The 17,653-nt window shown below is 76.1% G+C and carries 15 protein-coding genes; 10 read left to right on the top strand and 5 right to left on the bottom strand.

Annotated elements, in window-relative coordinates:
• Positions 1–25: 25 nt before the first annotated feature.
• The 3 genes from ACIBST_RS37810 to ACIBST_RS37800 are packed head-to-tail and all read left to right on the top strand — an operon-like array spanning position 26 to position 4,864.
• Positions 26–1,813, top strand: a complete 1,788-nt coding sequence (locus tag ACIBST_RS37810; protein WP_397178373.1) for an N-acetylglutaminylglutamine amidotransferase — start codon at positions 26–28, stop codon at positions 1,811–1,813.
• Positions 1,813–3,624, top strand: coding sequence for a S9 family peptidase (locus tag ACIBST_RS37805; RefSeq protein WP_397178372.1), 1,812 nt, complete (start codon positions 1,813–1,815; stop codon positions 3,622–3,624). Before ACIBST_RS37810 ends, ACIBST_RS37805 begins: the two co-directional genes overlap by 1 nt.
• 58 nt (positions 3,625–3,682) lie before the next feature.
• Positions 3,683–4,864 (top strand): amidohydrolase, encoded by a 1,182-nt coding sequence (locus ACIBST_RS37800; RefSeq protein WP_397178371.1) that lies wholly within the window; start codon positions 3,683–3,685, stop codon positions 4,862–4,864.
• A gap of 34 nt (positions 4,865–4,898) precedes the next feature.
• On the opposite strand, the gene ACIBST_RS37795 is transcribed toward ACIBST_RS37800, so the two are convergent.
• The 5 genes from ACIBST_RS37795 to ACIBST_RS37775 all read right to left on the bottom strand — a co-directional run bounded on the left by ACIBST_RS37795 (position 4,899) and on the right by ACIBST_RS37775 (position 9,949).
• Positions 4,899–5,180, bottom strand: coding sequence for a hypothetical protein (locus tag ACIBST_RS37795; protein WP_397178370.1), 282 nt, complete (start codon positions 5,178–5,180; stop codon positions 4,899–4,901).
• A 125-nt stretch (positions 5,181–5,305) separates the two neighbouring features.
• On the bottom strand, positions 5,306–5,794 hold the full coding sequence (locus tag ACIBST_RS37790) for a hypothetical protein (RefSeq protein WP_397178369.1): 489 nt from the start codon (positions 5,792–5,794) through the stop codon (positions 5,306–5,308).
• A 36-nt stretch (positions 5,795–5,830) separates the two neighbouring features.
• Positions 5,831–6,718: an alpha/beta hydrolase gene (locus tag ACIBST_RS37785; RefSeq protein WP_397178368.1), complete on the bottom strand. Its 888-nt coding sequence runs from the start codon at positions 6,716–6,718 to the stop codon at positions 5,831–5,833.
• A gap of 3 nt (positions 6,719–6,721) precedes the next feature.
• The gene (locus ACIBST_RS37780) at positions 6,722–9,457 is read right to left on the bottom strand and encodes a LuxR C-terminal-related transcriptional regulator (protein ID WP_397178367.1); all 2,736 of its coding nucleotides are present in this window, start codon (positions 9,455–9,457) and stop codon (positions 6,722–6,724) included.
• A 54-nt stretch (positions 9,458–9,511) separates the two neighbouring features.
• A complete protein-coding gene (locus ACIBST_RS37775) occupies positions 9,512–9,949 on the bottom strand; it encodes a hypothetical protein (RefSeq protein WP_397178366.1) in 438 nt (145 codons plus the stop codon).
• Positions 9,950–10,040: 91 nt separating this feature from the next.
• Between ACIBST_RS37775 and ACIBST_RS37770 the strand changes: the two genes are divergently transcribed.
• From ACIBST_RS37770 to ACIBST_RS37740, 7 genes are all read left to right on the top strand, one after another.
• Positions 10,041–10,874: a helix-turn-helix domain-containing protein gene (locus ACIBST_RS37770; protein ID WP_397178365.1), complete on the top strand. Its 834-nt coding sequence runs from the start codon at positions 10,041–10,043 to the stop codon at positions 10,872–10,874.
• Positions 10,875–10,948: 74 nt separating this feature from the next.
• On the top strand, positions 10,949–11,560 hold the full coding sequence (locus ACIBST_RS37765) for a dihydrofolate reductase family protein (protein WP_397178364.1): 612 nt from the start codon (positions 10,949–10,951) through the stop codon (positions 11,558–11,560).
• A gap of 88 nt (positions 11,561–11,648) precedes the next feature.
• On the top strand, positions 11,649–13,664 hold the full coding sequence (locus tag ACIBST_RS37760) for a sensor histidine kinase (protein WP_397178363.1): 2,016 nt from the start codon (positions 11,649–11,651) through the stop codon (positions 13,662–13,664).
• Positions 13,661–14,314, top strand: coding sequence for a response regulator (locus tag ACIBST_RS37755; RefSeq protein ID WP_397178362.1), 654 nt, complete (start codon positions 13,661–13,663; stop codon positions 14,312–14,314). The genes ACIBST_RS37760 and ACIBST_RS37755 overlap by 4 nt, the downstream gene beginning before the upstream one ends.
• Before the next feature lie 78 nt (positions 14,315–14,392).
• The gene (locus tag ACIBST_RS37750; RefSeq protein WP_397178361.1) at positions 14,393–15,652 is read left to right on the top strand and encodes an alpha/beta fold hydrolase; all 1,260 of its coding nucleotides are present in this window, start codon (positions 14,393–14,395) and stop codon (positions 15,650–15,652) included.
• Between the two features lie 323 nt (positions 15,653–15,975).
• Positions 15,976–16,707, top strand: a complete 732-nt coding sequence (locus ACIBST_RS37745; protein WP_397178360.1) for a class I SAM-dependent methyltransferase — start codon at positions 15,976–15,978, stop codon at positions 16,705–16,707.
• 59 nt (positions 16,708–16,766) lie between these two features.
• Entirely contained in the window at positions 16,767–17,651 is an 885-nt protein-coding gene (locus ACIBST_RS37740; RefSeq protein ID WP_397178359.1) for a LysR family transcriptional regulator, read from the top strand.
• Positions 17,652–17,653: the final 2 nt, after the last annotated feature.

The raw sequence follows: 17,653 nt of genomic DNA, 5'->3' as shown, positions 1-17,653 counted from the left end.
GCGGTTGCGCGACGGGGGTGGCGGCATGTGCGGGCTGAGCGGCGAGTTCAGGTTCGACGGCGCGGAGGCCGACATCGGCGCGGTGGGCCGGATGACCGACGCGATGCACGACCGCGGGCCGGACGGCTCCGGCCTGTGGGCGCAGGGGCCCGTCGCGATGGGCCACCGGCGGCTCAAGATCATCGACCTGTCGGAGAAGGCGGCCCAGCCGATGGTGGACGCCGGGCTCGGCCTGGCGGTGGTGTTCAACGGCTGCCTGTACAACTACCGCGAGCTGCGCGAGGAGCTGCGCGGCGCGGGATACCGGTTCTACTCCACCAGCGACACCGAGGTGCTGCTCAAGGCGTACCATCGGTGGGGCGCCGGCTGCGTCGGCCACTTCAAGGGCATGTTCGCCTTCGCGATCCACGAGCGGGACAGCGGCCGGCTGGTGCTCGGCCGCGACCGGCTCGGCGTCAAACCGATGTACGTCAGCCACGACGCCCGCCGCCTGCGCTTCGCCTCGACGCTGCCCGCGCTGGCCGCGGGCGGCGGCCTGGACACCGGCATCGACCGGGTGGCGCTGCACCACTACATGACCTTCCACTCGCTCGTGCCCGGCGAGCGCACGATCCTCGCGGGCGTGCGCAAGCTCCCGGCGGCCACCGTCCGGGTCGTCGAGGCGGACGGCACGAGCACCGACCACCGCTACTGGGACCCGCCCTACACCCGCTCCGCCCTGCCCGAGCACGCCGGGCTGAGCGAGGAGGAGTGGCGCCGGGCCACCCTGGACGCCCTGCGCACGGCGGTGCGCCGCCGGATGGTCGCCGACGTGCCGGTCGGCGTGCTGCTGTCCGGCGGCCTGGACTCCAGCCTCATCGTGGCGCTGCTGGCCGAGGAGGGGCAGAGCGGCCTGACCACGTTCAGCATCGGCTTCGAGCCGGCCGGCGGCGAGCAGGGGGACGAGTTCGCCTACTCCGACCTGGTCGCCGGCCGGTTCGGCACCGACCACCACCGCATCCGCATCCCCGACGAGCGCCTGCTCGACGGGCTGGAACGGGCGGTGGGCGCCATGAGCGAGCCGATGGCCAGCCACGACTGCGTCGCCTTCTACCTGCTGTCGCAGGAGGTCGCCCGGCACGTGAAGGTCGTGCAGTCGGGCCAGGGCGCCGACGAGGTGTTCGCCGGTTACAGCTGGTTCCCGCCGCTGGCGGGCGTGCCGCGCGAGCGGGCGGCCGAGGTCTACCGCAGGGAGTTCGCCGACCGCCCGCACCAGGAGCTGGCAGGCGTCCTGTCGCCCGGCTACCTGCTGGAGCGGGACGTCAGCGGCGACTTCGTCCGGGAGCACGTGGCGCGGCCGGGCGCCGACACCGCGCTCGACGCCGTGCTGCGCCTGGAGACCACGGCCATGCTGATCGACGACCCGGTCAAGCGCGTCGACAACATGACCATGGCCCACGGGCTGGAGGCCCGCACGCCGTTCCTCGACCACGACCTGGTCGAGCTGGTCGCCGCCTGCCCCGACGGGCTCAAGCTGGCCTACGGCGGCAAGGGCGTGCTCAAGGACGCCGCCCGCCGGCTGCTGCCCGCGCAGATCGTCGACCGGCCGAAGGGCTACTTCCCGGTGCCCGCCGTCCGGCACGTCGAAGGGGCCCTGCTCGACCTCGTCCGGGACGCCCTCACCAGCGGGGCCGCCCGCGCGCGCGGCCTGTTCCGGCCGGAGTTCGTGCGGCGGCTGCTGGCCGACCCCGAGTCCGACAGGGCGACGACCGGCGTCAACACGCTCTGGCAGATCGGCCTGCTCGAACTGTGGCTCCAGGCCCACCAGATGTGATGCCGGACATCCTCGGCGACCTGTCGCACCTGCCGTCGGCGGCCGCCCTGCGCGCCTGGAGCTGCCGCCGGCCCGCGCTGGCGCCCGACAACAGCGCCGTGGCGTTCGTCAGCGACCAGGACGGCGTGCCCCGGGTGTGGGTCCAGCCGCTCGGCGAGGATCTGGACGCGTGGCCGGTCGACACCGGCCACCACCCGGTCGTGGACGTGAGCTGGGGCCCCACGGGGGAGCATCTGGCGGTCCTGGTGGCGCCGGGCGGCGGCGAGCACACGCAGGTGTGGACCGTGGGCCCGCACGGCGGCGAGCTGCGGCCGCTCGCCGTCCCGCCGCACGGGTCGGCCGCGCTCGTCCGCTGGACCGGCCGGGGCGAGTCGGTCCTGGTGGCCGAGACCTCCGCCGCCGGCCTGACCCGGGCCGAGCTGGCCGACGCCGTCACCGGCGCGCGCCAGGTCATCGCCGTGGGGGAGCTGCTGTGGCCGGCCGCGGTCAGCCGCGACCACGCGCGCATGCTGCTCCGCCGCGGGCCGCGCGGCCTGCGCCGGATGTACGCGGCCGACGCCGTCCCCGGCCATCCGCCGGGCGGCGAGCGCGACCTGCTGCCCGGCCTGCCCGGCTCGACCGACCAAGGGGCACTGTCGCCCGACGGCGAGATCGCCTACCTGGTGTCGGACGCGGGCCGCGACCGGGCCGCGCTGCTGGCGGTGCGGCGCAACGCCTATCCCGTCGTGCTGGCCGAGCGGCCGGACGCCGAGCTGGACCGGTTCGCGCTCAGCGCCGACGGCCGCCGCGGCGTCCTGCTGTGGAACGAGCACGGCCGCTCGGCCCTGGACGTCGTGGAGCTGCCCGCCGCGCACGTCCGGACGCTTCCGCCGCCACCGGCCGACGTGGTCACCTCGGTCCGCGTCGCCTGGGACGGCGGCACGGCGGTGCTCGCCGCCGAGAGCCCCGAGGAGCCTTCGCACGTGCTGCTGTGCGACCTGACCTCCGGGACGTACCGGTACGCCGCCGGGGCCGGGCGGCTCCCCGTCGCGACCGGCGCCGAGCTGCTGCGCTTCCCGGCCCGCGACGGGCTGGAGCTGGCCGCCTGGCTCTACCGTCCCGCGCACGTCCACGGGCCCGCGCCGTTCGTGGTGTCGCTGCACGGCGGGCCGGAGGACCAGGAACGCCCCACCTTCAACCCGCTCTACCAGAACCTCCTGGCCGCCGGGATCGGGGTGCTGGCGCCCAACGTGCGCGGTTCGGGCGGGTACGGGCGGGCCTTCCGCCAGGCCGACGACCTGGCGCTGCGCTTCCGCGCGGTCGAGGACGTCGCCGACTGCGCCGCCGCGCTGGTGCGGACCGGCGCGGCGGACCCGTCCAGGCTCGCCTGCATGGGCTGGTCGTACGGCGGCTACCTGACCCTGGCCGCCCTCGTCACCCATCCGCACCTGTTCCGCGCGGGGGTGAACATGAGCGGCATCGCCGATTTCGCCACCTTCTACGCCCGTACCGAACCCTGGATCGCCGCCGCGGCGGTCTCCGAGTACGGGCACCCGGAGACGGACCGCGACCTGCTGCACGCCCTGTCCCCGCTGCGCTCCTTCGACCGGCTGGCCGCCCCGCTCCTGGTCGTGCACGGGACGCAGGACACCAACGTGCCGGTGCACGAGGCCCGGCAGGCGTTCGGGGCGGCCCGCGCCCGCGGGGTGCCCTGCGACCTGCTGCTCTTCGAGGACGAAGGCCACGAGATCCGCAACCGCGCCAACCGCATCAGCCTCGTCTCCAAGGTCCTGAACTGGCTCGACGAGCACCTGCGGGGCTCTCCCCATTGATCCGGCGGCCGGACGCGTCCATCATGGTGCCTCCCACCGGCACGGAAGGGACCCGCTCGTGACCGACCTCGACTCCCGGCTGCGCGCCTGGCGGCACGACCTGCACCGGCGGCCCGAGCCGGCCTTCGCCGAGCACGCGACGAGCGCCTACCTGGCCGAGGCGCTGGAGGGGGCGGGCCTCGACGTCGTGACCGGCGTCGGCGGCACCGGCGTCGTCGCCTCCCTGACCAGGGGCGGCAGCGGCCGGGCCGTCGGGCTGCGGGCCGACATGGACTGCCTGCCGCTCGACGAGCCGGGCACGCACGCCCACGTCTCCCGCAACCCCGGCTTCATGCACGCCTGCGGCCACGACGGGCACATGGCGATGCTGCTCGGGGCCGCCGCCGTCCTGGCCGCCGAGGGCGGCTTCGACGGGACCGTCCGGTTCGTCTTCCAGCCCGCCGAGGAGCCCGGCCGCGGCGCGCGGGCCATGCTCGACGACGGCCTGCTCGCCCGCTTCCCCGTCCAGGCCATGTACGGCCTGCACAACTGGCCCGGCGCCCCCGCCGGCCACTTCCTGACCCGGGCCGGGAGCATCATGGCCGGCGAGGACAACTTCGAGATCCGCGTCCGGGGCCGCGGCGGGCACGCCGCCCGCCCGCACATGGTCGTCGACCCCGTCGTGGTGGCCGCGGAGATCGTCCTGGCCCTGCAGACGGTCGTCGCCCGCAACGTCGACCCCGCGCAGCCCGCCGTGGTGTCCTGCACCGACATCAGCACCGACGGCGCGCGCAACGCCATCCCCGGCGAGGTCGTCATCAGAGGCGACACCCGCAGCTTCGACCCCGCCGTCGCCGCGCTCCTGGAGGACCGCGTCCGGCGGCTCTGCGAGGGCATCGCCGCCGCCCACGGCGCGACGTGCGCCGTCACCTACACCCACGAGTTCGCGCCCACCGTCAACGACCCCGCCTGCGTCGCAGCGGCGGTCGAGGCGGCCGTCGCGGTCGCCGGCGAGGACCGCGTCGACCCCGGCTGCGCGCCCGTCATGCCGAGCGAGGACTTCGGCGTCCTGGCCGGGGCCGTGCCGGCCTGCTTCGCCTTCCTCGGCAACGGCACCGAACCCGGCCGGGGCGGCGACCCGCTGCACAGCAGGGAGTACGACTTCAACGACGCCGTCCTGCGGACGGGGACGGACTTCTACGTCACGCTGGCGCGCCGGGTCCTGGCCGCCGGCGCTCCCGCGGCGGCGCCCGCCCGGTGAGGCCCGATCCGCGGACGGGCCGTGCGGCGGGACGTCACGCGGCCGCGGCCAGCTCCTCCAGCGCGCTCAGGGAAGGCAGCTCGAACGGCTGCCGCACCGGAACCTGCCCGGCGCGGGCGTCCTCGGCCTCGCCCGCCCAGTGCCGCAGCGCCCGCAGCGGGGTGACGCCGTTGGCCTTGGCCCAGCGCAGCCGCCCGGTCCAGGCCACGGCGCCGTCCTTGAGCACCGGGACGTAGCGGACCGCGGACGCCGTCGTGCGGGGGTAGGCGTCCGGGGCGTAGACGGTCCGGAACTCGGGCTGGTCCTTCAGCGACACCTGTTCGTCCTTCCCATCAGCCGTCGGCCTCCGGCGGCAGCACGCAGCCGTAGACGTGCCGCCCATCGAGGAGCTGCCGGGTACCGTGCAACGCGACCCCGCCTTCCTCTCGACGAGCCTCGGCGTCAGCCGGTCTCGCGCGGGCCCGTCCACACCTCGGTGACGGGGCCGTCCGGCAGCTCGACGTCCAGCCGCCGGCACCACGGACCCGGCGGCGTCCACTCCCAGGCGGGTTGGAAACCGATCCTCAGCCGGCGGGCCGAGCCCGGGACCACCCCGCCGAGCATGCGGCTCCCGTGCGCGGCCCTGCCGCCCTTCCCGTCGAAGCCGCCGTTGTTCTCGTTGGAGTAGTCGGTGCCGAGGTCGTCCTCGGCGGACAGCATCCAGTACCAGAAGAACGACCCCTTGCTGTCCGTCTCCTCGTCCCGGACCCCCGGGACGAACTCGTAGTGCAGCACCCCGCCGGTCTCCGACAGCTCCAGCCCGCGGGCCACCACGTGGTGGCCCTCCAGCAGCTCCCCGAGGTCGATGTCGAAGACGATGTCGAGACGCCTCGACCCGTTCCTCTCGGCGAAGTAGGCGTCGGTGGCCGTACGCGGCGGGATGCTGATCATCGACCCAGCATCGGGCATGATCGGCGAGCCGGCCAATCAGCGATCGCGGGGAGCCGTGTGCGCGAGGACGGCGGCGGCCAGCTCGTCGTGCACCTCCGGCGGCAGCGTGTGCCCGAGGCCCTCCACCATCATCAACCGCGCCCCCGGCACCTGCTCGGCGATGAGCGCGCCATGACCCGGCTTGGCCGGCTCGTGCGTGCCCTCGATGACCAGCGTCGGCGCCTTGACCTGGTGCAGCACGCCCACCGGCTCGAAATCGGGGTTGGCGCCGGCCGCCAGCCGATGGTTGACCGTCGCCGACAGGTCGCGCGCCCGGTCGTAGATGCGCTCCTGCAACCGGCGCGCCGCGTCCTCGTCGAACGGCAGCCCGGTCCCGTGCAGCAGCCGCTGCTCGGCGATCATGCCCTCGATCGCCGCCCGCCGGTCCTGCGGCGGCGGCGCCGCGATCACGGCCTGGTAGAAGGACACGAACTCCGGCAGCGGCACCGGCAGGCAGCCCTCCTGCTGCGGCTGCCCCAGCAGCGCCCGCATGATGACCTTCCCCTCGCCGCCGCCCAGCGGCGAGGAGCCGATGACCGTCAGCGACCGCACCCGCTCCGGCCGCTCCACCGCGACGTACTGCCCCAGCAGCCCGCCCGCCGAGTGGCAGACCAGGTGCGCGCTGTCCAGGCCGTGCGCGTCCATCACCCGGTAGACGTCGTCCTTGATGTCGTCCCACGTGTACGGGTGCGCCGCGAAGTCGACCGTGTCCGACATGCCGGTGTCACGGTGGTCGTAGCGGATCACCCGGCGGCCGCCCGCGGTCAGCAGCCCGACGAACTCGTCCGGCCACAGGACGCCCTGCGACATCGAACCCATGATCAGCAGGATCGGCTCGTCGGTGGCGGCGCCGAACTCTTCACTCCAGATGTTCACGTTTTGCATGCCTCACAGCCTGCCCGGCCCCGCTACGGGCGCCTTCTGTAGAACTACTAGCCGCGCCAGATCAGTACGGGAGCCGATGCCCAGCTTCGGATAGATCTTGTACAGGTGGTACTCGACCGTCCGCGGGCTCAGGAAGAGCCGGGCGGCGATCTGCTTGCTCGACAACCCGTCGGCGACCAGGCCCGCGATGCGCAATTCCTGCGGGGTCAGCGCGTCGAGCACGGCCGCGGCCGGCGCCTGCCCGCTCTCGCCCGCCGCCCGCAGCTCCTCCTGCGCCCGCCGCGCCCACGGCCGAGCGCCCGCCCGCTCGAACGTCTCCCACGCCATCCGCAGATGCGCCCGCGCCTCGCCCGGACGTTGCCCGCGGCGCAACCGCTCGCCCAGCAGCAGGGCCGTCCTGGCCGCCTCGAAGGGGTTGGTGTGCAGCCGCAGCGCCTCGTCGAAGGCGTCCTCGCGCGATTCGGCCAGGCCCCGGCAGCGCGCCAGCAGCGCGCGGGACTCCGGCGTCGCCGCGTGCCGCGCCCCCCGCTCGTACGCCTCCAGCGCCGCCCGCGCGCCCTCCTCGTCGCCCGCCCCGACGGCGGCCTCGACGCGGTCGGGAATCGTCCGCCAGACGACCGCCGGATGCCCGGTGCCCGGACCCGCCGCGGCGATGGCCGCGAACCGGTCGCGCGCCGCCGCGTGCCGGCCCAGGCACAGGTCGAGCATCGCCCGCGCGTACGCCGCCACCCCGGCCCGCAGCCCCACCCGATGGGGGACGGCGATGGCCAGCGCCGCGCGGGCCAGCCGCTCGCAGTCCTCCTCCTCGCCGCGCAGCGCCGCCACCACCGCCAGGTTGGCCAGGTGCGCGGCCACCGTGTTCTCGTAACCGGCCTCGCGGGCCAGCTCCAGGCCCTCCTCCGAGAGGGCCTGGCTGCGCGCCAGCCGCCCGGCCAGCCGTTCGGCGGTCGCCGCGAACTCCAGCACGACCGGCAACTGCCCCGCCATGCCCGACACCCTGGCCACCTGCCCGGCCCGGTCGCTCAGCTCGGCGGCCAGGTCCGTCTCGCCGAGCTGGCTGGCCGCGGCCGCCGCCCACAGGTGACCCGCCGGGTCCTCCAGCTCGCCGGCCCGCGCCAGCGCCCGGCGCAGCAGGCCGGGCCCGGCGGGGTCGCCGCCCATGGTCAGGCCGATGCCGGCCACCGTGTCGCGCAGGAAACCCTCCGGGTGCGCGGCGGCCCGGCGGCCGAGCTCGACGATCATCGCGGTGTCGCCGACGTACGCGGCCGCCTCCGAGGCGTCGGCCAGCATGTCCAGGCTGTCGCCCGCCGCCAGGATCCGCACGGCCTCTGCGGCGTTGCCGGAGTTCAGCTCGAACCGGCCCCGGAGCTGGGCGATCTCCATGGTCACGGCGACGTCGCCGCCGGCCCGTTCGCGCGCCTCGGCCAGCAGCGACTCCGCCTGGCCCGGACGGCCGCCGAGCCAGGCCGCGACGGCGGCGTCCTTCAGCCGGACGGCCCGCTCGCGCGGCTCGGGGGTCAGCTCGGCGGCCCTGGCCAGGGCGGTGGCGGCGGCGCCGTACCCGCCGCGGTCGCGGGCCCGGCCGGCGGCGGCCACCAGCGCGACGGCCACCTCCTCGTCCTGGCCCAGGGCGGCTCCGGCCAGGTGCCAGGCGCGGCGGTCGCCTTCGGTCAGCTCCGCCAGGACGGCGTGCACCCGGCGCACCTCGGCCGCGGAGGCCGCCTCGTGCACCGCCGAACGGATCAGCGGATGGCGGAACCGCACGCCGGTGCCCGACACCTCCACCAACCCGCCCTCCTCCAGCTCGACCAGCGCCCCCCGCCCGGCCTCCGCCTCCATGGGGGCCGGCGTCGAGGGGGCGTTTCGCGTGCCGGGCCGGTCCGCGTGGTCGGTGAGGAGCCGGCCGGTGGCGCGCAGGACCGCTCCGAGGTCGCCCTCCACGGCGGCGACCAGGGCGGCCAGCCGGGCGGCGGCGGACAGCGCGGCCACCCGGTCGCCGAACAGCCGGGCGCCGCCGGGCAGCGGGTCGGGCAGCGGCTCGCGTCCGGCGAGCTGGGCGGGCGTCAGCCGGGCGGCGATCTCGCGCAGGGCGAGCGGGTTCGCCCCGGTCAGCGTGACGAGCTCGCGCCGCACCTGAACGGGCAGCGCCCCGTGACGGGAGGCCAGCAGCTCGTCCGCGGCGGTCTCGGCCAGGCCGCGCACCTCCACCGTCAGCGGCACGCCCTTGACCGCGGCGTCCCCGCGCACCGCGAGCAGCATCGCGATGCGTTCGGTCGCCAGCCGCCTGGCGGCGAACAGCAGCGCGTCGGCCGAGGACCGGTCGATCCACTGGAAGTCGTCCACCACGCAGACCAGCCCGTCCGGCGCGGCGGCCTCCACCAGCAGCGAGAGCACGCCGGCCGCCAGCAGGAACCGGTCACCGGCGCCCCCCGCCGCCAGCCCCAGGGCCGCGCGGACGGCGAGACGCTGCGGCTCGGGCAGCGCGTCGAGCGCGCCGGGCGAACCGGCCACCGGCCACAGAAGCTGATGCAGCGCCGCGAACGCCAGGTCGGACTCCGACTCGACGCCGGTGAGCCGCAACACCCGCATCGCGCCGCCGCGCGCGGCCGCCGCGTCGAGCAGGGCCGTCTTGCCCGCCCCCGCCTCGCCGCGCAGCACCACCGCGCCGCCGGCGCCGCCGCGGGCGCGCGCGATCACCTCGTCGAGAACGCTGATTTCCGCAGATCTGCCGTAGAGCACAAGCCCCTACTGTAGGCGCGCGCCCCGGCCCGCCGAGCCCCGGGGAGACCGCCCCTACGAGGGCAGCCACGCAGGCCACCAGGGCAGGACGCAGTCGCCGGGGGTGCCCTGGGTGGCCAGGTCGTACAGGGTCAGCGCGACCGGCCCGGCGAGGGTGACGGCGAGGGCGAGCACCATCAGGAAAAGCTGCGGCCACAGCCGCCCGGCCGCCCACGGCAGCCGGGCGAGCAACTGGACCGGCAGGGAGAGCAGCGCCGACCCGGCCGACACGACCGGGAAGAGGACGAACCTGCTCAACGCCCAGACGGCCCCGGCGAAGCCCTCACCCGCGCTCAGGTCGCCCGCGCAGTGGACGTGCGCGTGCGCCACCAAGGTGATCTCGTACCAGGTGCCCGCGGTCGCGCATCCCGTCGCGGCGACGGCCGGGAACGCGCAGCCGAAGGCCCAGCGAACGTCCCCGGCCCCGGCCGCGGGTCTGCTCCGATCGATCACGCCGACATCGAAGCAGACCGGTTTGCGGCCGATGCGCACCCGAAGTGAAGATTCGGTGCAGGGACGCGATCATCTCGGCCACACTGGTCCCATGGAATACGTCGGACGGGCGCCCGCGCCGCCGCTCGACCGGTTCATCGACGACATCTACTGCCTGACCGGGGCGCCGCGGCACCGGCTGATGACCGTCCCGCCGATGCCGTCGGGACACCTGTTCGTCAACCTGGGCGACCCCGCCCGCCTGTGGGACTCCGACCCTTCCGTGCCGCCGGCGGTGTTCGCCGACGGCTGGTTCATGGGGATGTGGACCAGACGGTTCCGCTACGAGTACCCCGCGCGGGTGCGGCTGGTCGGGGTGCACTTCAAGCCGTGGGGGATGTCGCCGTTCGTCGGCGTTCCGGCGGGCGAGCTGCGCGACCGGTGGGTGCCGGCCGACGCCCTCTGGCAGCGGTCCCTGGACCGGATCCGCGACCGGGCCGGCGACCTCGCCTCGGCCGCCGCCGTCCTGCGGGTGGTGGAGGAGGAGCTGCTGGCGCGGTTCGCGGGGACGGCGTCGCGCAGCCTCGACCTGGTCCGGCACGCGGGCGGCCGCCTGGCGGCCACGTACGGCGCGGTCCCGGTCGGCGCGCTGGCCGACGACGCCGGGGTGAGCGGCAACCACCTGGCCGCGCAGTTCAAGTCCCATGTCGGCGTCACCCCGAAGCGGGTGGCCCGGATCTACCGCTTCGCCCGGCTGATCCTGTCCGTGGACCCGTCGCGCCCGGTCGACTGGCCGGCGCTCGCCCACACGGCCGGATATTTCGACCAGGCCCACTTCAGCAGGGAGTTCAAGGACTTCACCGGCCACACCCCGACCGGGTACCTGGCCCTGCGACGCCGGTTCCCCGCCGAGCCGAACTTCGACGGCCCGATGCCCGCCGATTGATTTTCTACAAGCCCGGCGCCCCTCCGGGACGGCAGGATCGCAGGCGAACTTCTGACGAGGACCGAGGAGACCCCGTGGGCGCAGTGATCATGAACAGCTCGATGTCGGTGGACGGCTTCATCGCCGACGGCAACGACGACGTCGGCCCCCTGCACGACTGGTACCGGAACGGCGACACCCCGCTCACGCCGGGCGACGAGCAGGACTACGACCACTCCGGCGCCGGCGGCGGCTTCAAGCTGTCCAAGGCGTCGGCGGAGTACGTCCGGCCGATCTGGGAGTCGGTCGGCGTGATCATCATGGGCCGTACCTTGTTCGACCTGGTGAACGGGTGGGAAGGGCGGCCGCCCGCGGGGGAGCACGTGGTCGTGGTGTCCCACCGGCCCAAGCCCGAGGGCTGGCACCCCGAGGCGTCCTACCATTTCGCCGCCGACGTGCCGTCCGCCGTCGCCCGGGCCCAGGAGCTGGCCGGGGACCGGGTCGTCAGCGTGAACGCCGGCGACGTCGGCGGCCAGGCGCTCGCGGCCGGCCTGGTGGACGAGGTGGCGATGGACGTCGTGCCGGTGGTGTTCGGCGCGGGCAAGCCCTTCTTCGGCCGCGTCGCCGCGCAGCACCTCCTGGCGGGCCCCCACGTGGTCGTCCAGGGCGAGGGGGTGCTGCACCTGCGGTACGAGGTGCGCCGCTAGTCGCGGCCGATGATCCGCGCGAGGACCCGACGGTGGCCGACGAAGGAGGGCATGGGCGCGGCCGATCCGCGGGAGCTAGCCTGACGCCGTGAGCTCCGTTCTGCCGTGGTGCGCGCTCGCCGGCGTCGTCCTCCTGTACGGCGCGGCCGTCCGCGGCACGGCCGGGACCACGATCGCGGTCGCCGCGGCCCTGGCGGCGGCGACGACGGCCGTCGCGGCGGCCCGTGGCTGGCCGCCGCAGGCGCTGGCGGGCGTGGCGCTGGTGGCGGGCGGCGTGGGCGCGGTCGTCTGGGCGTTCGGGCGGGCGCACCGGCGGCGCCGGACGCGGCGGGCGGCCCTGGCTGCGCACCGGGCGGCGCGATCGAGGGCGGCCGCGGCCGTGGCGGACGCCGTGCGCCTGCGGATGGCCGCCGAGCTGCACGACACGGCCGCCCACCGGCTCACCGGCATCGCGGTGGCCGCGGCGTCCGCGTTGCACGTGGCCGACCCGGCGATGCGGGAGTCCGCCCTGCGCCACGCCGGGGACGCCGCCCGGCTGGCCCGCGCCGAACTCGCAGGCGTCCGGGACGCCGCGCGTGACCTGCCGACGACAGACGCCCTGGCCGCCGGCCACGACCTGCCGAAAATAGACGCCCTGGCCGCCGGCCGTGACCTGCCGACGACAGACGCCCTGGCCGTCGGCCGTGACCTGCGGGCGATCGACGCCCTGGTCGCCGGCTGGCCCGCGCCCGGCGCGGACCCCGGCCTGATCGGTTACCGCAGGACGGCCGCCGCCGCCCCGCCCGAGGTCGCGGCGGCCGCCTACCGGGTGGTCAGGGAGGGCCTCACCAACGCCGCGCGGTACGCGGGCGGAGCCCGGCTGGACGTCGCCGTCCTCGGCGAGCCCGGCCGGCTGACCGTCGAGGTGCGCGACACCGGAGGCGCGCGCGAGCACGACGACCTGGGCACCGGCCACGGCCTGTCCGGGCTGGCCACGACCGTGGCGGCCTGCGGCGGCACGTTCACGGCGGGCCCGGACGCCGGCGGCTGGACGGTCCGGGCCGCCTTCCCCGCCCCCGCCGGGCCGCCCCCGTTCCGGCGGGCGTGGTGGCGCGGGCGGCGGGCGTGGGACGCGGCGCTGGCCGGGCTCGCCATCGCGTGGACGATGGGGGCGAGCCTGCTGCCCGGAGGCGCTCCGGCGCCGCGCGAGTTCCTCGTGCTCGGCCCCCTCTTCGTCCTGCACGCCCTGCCTCTGTGGTGGCGGGCGCGGCGGCCCGCGTGGAGCCTCGCCGCGATGTTGTCGATCCATCCGGTGGCGATGGCGGGCCTGACCCCGACCCCCGCGGGCGACCTGTTCCTCTGGGGCTGGTGGGTGGAGCTGGCCCAGCTCTACGCCTTCGGCGCCCACCACCCCAGGCGCCGGGGCGTGCCGGCGATCCTCGCCGTCGGCCTGGCGGGCGGCCTCGCGCTGGCCCTCGGACCGGGCATCAGCGGCGACCGGACGGCCGCCTGGGCGGTGCTCGCCACGGCCGTGGCGCTGCTGTCGGCCCCGGCGTGGGCGGCGGGCGTCCTGGTCGCCCGGGCGCGGGCACGGCGGCGGGCGGCCGCGACGGCCGAACGCGACCTGCTGGCCGGCCGGCTGGCGGACGTCGCGCGCGGCGAACGCGAGCGGATCGTCGAGGGCCTGCGCGGCACGGCGGCCCGGCACGCGGACGAGGTCGTCGCGGCGGCCGGGCAGGGCGACCTGGCGGCGGTGCGCGACGCCGCCCGCGCCGCGATCGACACGCTCCGGCGGCTGCTGGACGAGCTGCGCCGCCCCGCCGGAGCCGACGGCCCGCCGCCGACGCTCGCCGGGCTGGAGCTGCTGGCCGCGCGGCGGCAGGCGGGCGTGCGTCACGTCGGCGACCCGGACGGCCTGCCCCCCGAGCTGGAGGTGGGCCTGTTCAGGGCCGTCGAGGAGCTGGCCGGAGACCGGATCACCGTGTCCTACCTGCCTGACGGCGTGCTCGTCGAGGGCGCGGCGGCCCGGCGCGCCCGCCGCCGGCTGCACGCCCTGGCCGACGGGTACGGCGGGACGCTCGGCACCGGCGGCCCGGACGACGTGCGGGTATGGTTGCCCGGATGATCAGGGTGATCGTCGTCGATGACCAGGCGGTGGTCCGGGCCGGGATCGCCGCGGTGCTGGCCGCCGAACCCGACCTCGAGGTGGTCGGGCAGGCCGCCGACGGGGAGTCCGCCGTGGCGCTGGCCGCCGGGCTGCGCCCGGACGTGGCGCTCATGGACGTCAGGATGCCCGGCCTGGACGGGCTCGCCGCCACCGCCCGGATCACCGCCGGCACGCCGGGCACGCGGATCGTCGTGCTGACCACGTTCGGCCTGGAGGAGTACGTGTTCGGCGCGCTGCGCGCGGGCGCGTCCGGGTTCCTGCTCAAGGACGCCGAGCCGGCGCGGGTCGTGGACGCGGTACGGGTGATCGCGCGCGGCGACGCGCTGCTCGACCCGGTGATCACCCGGCGGCTGCTCGAACGCTTCGCCGCCGCCGCCGACCCCGGCCCGCCCACCCGGCCCGACGGGCTCACCGCCCGCGAGCGCCAGGTGCTCGGGCACGTCGCCCGCGGGCTGTCCAACGCCGAGATCGCCGCCGTCCTGGCGCTCAGCCCCGCCACGGTCAAGGATCACGTGGCGGCGATCCTGGCCAAGCTGGGCGTGCGCGACCGGCTGCACGCGACCATCCACGCCTACGAGTCCGGCCTGATCCGTCCCGGGGCCGGCTGACCCCCGCCGCGTGGCGGGGTCCCGGTTCGGTCGCCGGCAGGAGGAGACGCGGCGCGCGCGTTCCTAACGTTGTGGCACATGAAACGTGTGTCAGGCGCGCTGCTGCTGGCGGGCGCCGAGATCGCCGCGGTCGCCGCCGGGGCTGTGGTCTTCCTGCTCGTGGCGGCCGTGACGGCCGCCGTGCCGCTGTTCGCGGGGGCGGGGGTGCTCGCCGTGGCGGCCGTCACCTGGCTGCTCGGGCGTCCCGCGCTGCGGCTGCTGGGGCTGCCCCGGCTGGTGCCGCCCTACGTGGTGGTGAACACCGTGGCGGTCGCCGCCCTCGCCGGGCTGGCGGCCTTCCGGCCCTTCCCCGTCCCGCCGCCGGCCGCCACGCCCGCCGGGGTCGCGTACTGGCAGCTCCCGACGGGCTCCCGGCTGGCCTACGTCAAGCTCGCCGGATCCGGCACGGCCGGCCGTCCACCCGTGATCTTCCTGCACGGCGGGCCGGGCACGCCGGGGGAGGGGCTGCCGGAGGGCAGCCAGGAGCTGGCCGCCGCCGGGTTCGACGTCTACGCCTACGACCAGGTCGGCGCAGGCCGCTCGACCCGGCTGGCCGACCCGGCCGGGTACACGGTGGCCCGGCATGTCGCCGACCTGGAGGCCGTCCGCCGGGCCATCGGCGCCCCGAAGATCGTCCTGGTGGGCCGGTCGTGGGGCGGCACCCTGTCGGCGGCCTACCTCGCCGCCCACCCCGACCGGGTGGCCAAGGCCGTGCTCACCTCGCCGGGCGCGATCTGGGAGCCCGCCTTCCCCGGCGGCGTCGGCAGCCCGTGGGACGGCCTGCCCGCCCCCCTCCAGGCCAGGGCCGACGCGCTGACGAGCTCCCCGCGCATGCTGGTCCAGTCGTTGCTCCTGGGCGTGAACCCGGCCGCGGCGCGGGCGCTGGTGCCCGACGCCGAGGCCGACGCCCGGATGCGCGCGCTGCTGCTGGTGGCCAAGGACGCCACGGGCTGCGCGGACGCGAAACCCGCCCCCGTGCACGGGAACCTGCCCGGCTTCTACAGCAACCAGGTCACCGCCGAGGACGCCGCCGCCGTCCCCGACCCGCGGCCCAGGTTGCGCGGGGTACGGGTGCCGGTGCTCATCATGCGCGGCCAGTGCGACTACCTGAAGTGGGAGGTCACCTACGACTACCGGCGCACCCTGCCGGACTCGACCCTGGTGTACGTCCCGGGCGCCGGCCACTCGATCGCCAACGGCCGTCCCGACCTCTACCGCGACCTGATCCGCGCCTTCCTCCTCGACCGTCCGCTGCCCGTCCCCGCCTACACCGGCAGCACCGATCCCGCCCGGTCCTAGACGCCGCCGCGCGTCCCGGGACCGGTGATCTTAGGATGCGGGTGACCCGGGCTCCGCCGGGCGGCCGGGGCGGGAGGGGAGATCGCGTGGAGCGGGACGAACGGCTGCGTCACAGCTCGTCATTCGGAGCCGCGGCGGCGACTCACTCGCCGAGACGCTCGCGACAGGGCGGGCATGCCGGTCATGCCCGGCGGCTGTGAGGGCACGGTCGAGCCGGGGCCGTGAAGGGATTTCACCTGGCGATCGATCCGAAAACAACGATCAAGCGGCCTCCCGTCGGACGGTGACGGCCGGGAAGGCGGTGCCGAATGTCCGGAGCGCCGTTGTACGACACCATCGGAGCGGCCTACACCACGACGCGGCGCACCGATCCGCGCCTCGCCGCGCGCATCTGGGCCGCGCTCGGCGACGCCGGGACCGTGCTGAATGTCGGCGCGGGCACCGGGTCCTACGAGCCGCCCGGCCGCTACGTCCTGGCGGTGGAGCCGTCGGCGCTCATGCGCTCGCAGCGCCCGGCGGGGGCGGCGCCGTGCCTGGCGGGGTCCGCCGAGCGGCTGCCGTTCGACGACGGGTCCTTCGACGCCGCGATGGCCGTCTCGTCCGTCCACCACTGGCCGGACGTGCTCGGCGGCCTGCGCGAGCTGCGGCGGGTCGCCCGGCGCGTGGTGGTGTTCACCCATGACACCGGCGCGGCCGGCTGGCGCGACCGGTTCTGGCTGTCTCGCGACTACCTGCCCGAGGTCGCCGGGCTCGTGGCCGGCCGGCCCTCGGTGACCGAGCTGGCGGAGGCGATCGGGGCCCGGCTGGAACCCGTGCCCATCCCGTGGGACTGCGCCGACGGCCTCTTCGAGGCCTTCTGGCGGCGGCCGGAGGCGTATCTGGAGGAGGACGTCCGCCGCGGGATGTCGGTCTGGGCCAGGCTCGGGCCGGACGTCGAGCGGCGCGCGGTGCGCGACCTGCGTGACGACCTCGCCTCCGGCCGGTGGGCCGCGCGCAACCGGGACCTGCTCGACCTGGACGAGGCCGAGCTCGGCCTCCGCCTGCTGATCGCGTAGCCCGGGGCGGCGGCAGGCCGGCGCGGAATGCATGAGAGGTCTTCATGCGTTGTCGCCGCGTGGACGATCTCACCCCCGCGGAACTCCGCGTCCTGGTCGCCGTCGACGGCGAGGGCAGCGTCACGGCGGCCGGCGTACGGCTGGGGCTGACCCAGTCGGCCGTCTCCCACGCCCTGCGCGCGGCCGAGCGGAAGACGGGAGCCGTGCTGTTCCAGCGGGGCCGCGCCGGCGCGCGGGCCACCGCGGCGGGGCGGGCCGCGGTCGGGCACGCCCGGCACATCCTGCGGCTCATGGAGGTCATGCGGGCCGACACGCGCGCCGCCGCCCGCGGCGAGGCCACCGGGACCATCCGGCTGGCCGCCTTCCGCAGCGCCGCCTTCCACCTGCTGCCGCGCGTGCTGGTCCGGTTCGGCCGGCGCCACCCCAAGGTCACCGTGGACGTGCGCATCGTGCCGGACCTGGGCAGGGGCATCGCCGGCGAGGTGGCCGACGGCCGGGCCGACGTGGGCGTCCTGACCCTGCCGATGCACGTGGACGGCCTGGTCTGCGAGGAGCTGTACGAGGAGCCGTACGTGCTGGCCCATCCGCTGGGGCATCCGGAGCCGCGGTCGCTCCCCATGATCGACTGGCACGAGAACTGCTCGGGCGAGACCCGGCGCTGGCTGGCCGCGCAGGAGTGGATCCCGCCCGGCGACATCACGGTCGAGGACGACGGCGTCGTCATGTCGATGGTCGGGCACGGGCTCGGAGCGGCGATCGTGCCCCGCCTGTCCACGGTGGACGCCCCGGCCAAGGTCGCCACGGCCGAACTCGGCGAGGGCGCCCCCCGCCGCCGGGTCGGCTACGTCACCACCCGTGAACTGGCCGGCTCCGCGCTGATCCGCGACCTGCTCGGCGAGCTGCGCACCCTCCGCGCGCCCACGGCGGGCGCTGCCCATCCATGAGC

The sequence above is a fragment of the Nonomuraea sp. NPDC049684 genome (assembly GCF_044465345.1).
In the GTDB taxonomy this organism is placed as follows: domain Bacteria; phylum Actinomycetota; class Actinomycetes; order Streptosporangiales; family Streptosporangiaceae; genus Nonomuraea.
This window is presented reverse-complemented; position numbering and strand designations above follow the sequence as displayed.

Excerpts from the sequence above, each read along its gene's own strand:
- ACIBST_RS37810 (WP_397178373.1), top strand. The coding sequence starts at position 26 with ATGTGCGGGCTGAGCGGCGAGTTCAGGTTCGACGGCGCGGAGGCCGAC.
- ACIBST_RS37805 (WP_397178372.1), top strand. The coding sequence starts at position 1,813 with ATGCCGGACATCCTCGGCGACCTGTCGCACCTGCCGTCGGCGGCCGCC.
- ACIBST_RS37790 (WP_397178369.1), bottom strand. The coding sequence starts at position 5,794 with ATGATCAGCATCCCGCCGCGTACGGCCACCGACGCCTACTTCGCCGAG.
- ACIBST_RS37785 (WP_397178368.1), bottom strand. The coding sequence starts at position 6,718 with ATGCAAAACGTGAACATCTGGAGTGAAGAGTTCGGCGCCGCCACCGAC.
- ACIBST_RS37770 (WP_397178365.1), top strand. The coding sequence starts at position 10,041 with ATGGAATACGTCGGACGGGCGCCCGCGCCGCCGCTCGACCGGTTCATC.
- ACIBST_RS37755 (WP_397178362.1), top strand. The coding sequence starts at position 13,661 with ATGATCAGGGTGATCGTCGTCGATGACCAGGCGGTGGTCCGGGCCGGG.
- ACIBST_RS37750 (WP_397178361.1), top strand. The coding sequence starts at position 14,393 with ATGAAACGTGTGTCAGGCGCGCTGCTGCTGGCGGGCGCCGAGATCGCC.